Genomic DNA, 1226 nt, shown 5'->3' with positions numbered 1-1226 from the left:
ATCCGGATCTTCTCCGGCGATGCTGCCAGAGGGGACCGGCGGCGAGTAACCGTTTGCGACCACTGCTTGACCGGATCGTGACCGGATACCGGCGCCGTGCCACCGGAATCCGACGTTCAGTGAACGGTGGTCAGCCCGCCGTGTTCACCATCGAGGCGGCCGCGTACGTCAGGTAGTTCCACAGCGTGTGCTCGTGCTCCTCGGACAGACCGAGTTCGTCGACGGCGACCCGCATGTGCTTCAGCCAGGCGTCGTGCGCGGCCTGGTCGACCTGGAACGGCGCGTGGCGCATGCGCAGGCGCGGATGGCCGCGGTTGTCGCTGTACGTCGTCGGGCCGCCCCAGTACTGCATCAGGAAGAGGGTGAAGCGCTCCTCGGCCGGGCCCAGGTCCTCCTCCGGGTACATGGGCCTCAGCAGCGGGTCACCGGCGACGCCCTCGTAGAAACGGTGGACGAGCCGGCGGAAGGTCTTCTCCCCGCCGACCTGCTCGTAGAAGGTCTGCTCCTGAAGCGTGCCGCGCCGAATCTCTTTCACGCTCTCCATGGTCTCAGACGGGGCGGCCGACGACTTGAGACTTAGGACCGCTCGCCTCCCGGCCCCCGCCGCAGGACAGTGGACGTATGAGCGCGCACGTTCTCGACAAGGACCTGGACGCCGTCGCCGTCTCCGCGCGGGCGGAGCTGGTGCGGGTGATCGGCCTGAGCGGCGCCTGGGACGCCGACCCCGGCTGGCGGGCGGTGTTCGCAGCCGTACCGCGGCATCTGTTCGTGCCGTACTACTACGTGTCTGTCGCCGACGGGAACGAGCGGCTGTGGAGGGACAGCCCCGATCCGCGCACCCGGGAGCGCTGGCTGCGCGGGGCCTACGCCGACGTACCACTGGCCACGCGGCTGCGGGACGGGGAGCTGGTGTCGTCCAGCAGCCAACCCTCCCTGATGGCACGGATGCTGGCCGAGCTGCGGGTCGCGGACGGCGACCGGGTGCTGGAGATCGGCGCGGGAACGGGCTACAACGCGGCACTGCTCGCCCACCGGCTCGGCGACGACCTGGTGACCACCGTGGACCTGGAACCGGAGATCACCGACTCCGCCCGCACCCACCTCGCCGACGCCGGCTACCGCCCGACCGTCGTCACCGGCGACGGCACCCGCGGAGTCCCCGAACACGGCCCCTACGACCGCATCATCGCGACCTGTGCCCTGCCCACGATCCCGCCCGCCTGGCC

Annotated in this window: 2 protein-coding genes; one reads left to right on the top strand and one right to left on the bottom strand. The window is 70.4% G+C overall.

Translation table 11 applies throughout. The features are described 5' to 3' along the window. Positions 1 to 130: 130 nt before the first annotated feature. Positions 131 to 544 carry a globin gene (locus AC31A1_RS51660; protein WP_393755723.1) on the bottom strand — a complete coding sequence of 138 codons (414 nt, stop codon included), beginning with the start codon at positions 542 to 544 and terminating at the stop codon, positions 131 to 133. Positions 545 to 621: 77 nt separating this feature from the next. Between AC31A1_RS51660 and AC31A1_RS51655 the strand changes: the two genes are divergently transcribed. Then, on the top strand, positions 622 to 1226 hold a 605-nt coding region (locus AC31A1_RS51655; RefSeq protein ID WP_489659951.1), incomplete at its 3' end, for a methyltransferase domain-containing protein.

It is taken from the genome of Streptomyces sp. P5F9 (genome assembly GCF_057961495.1).
Note: the sequence above shows the minus strand (reverse complement) of the source record. Positions and strands in the feature narration are given on the sequence as shown.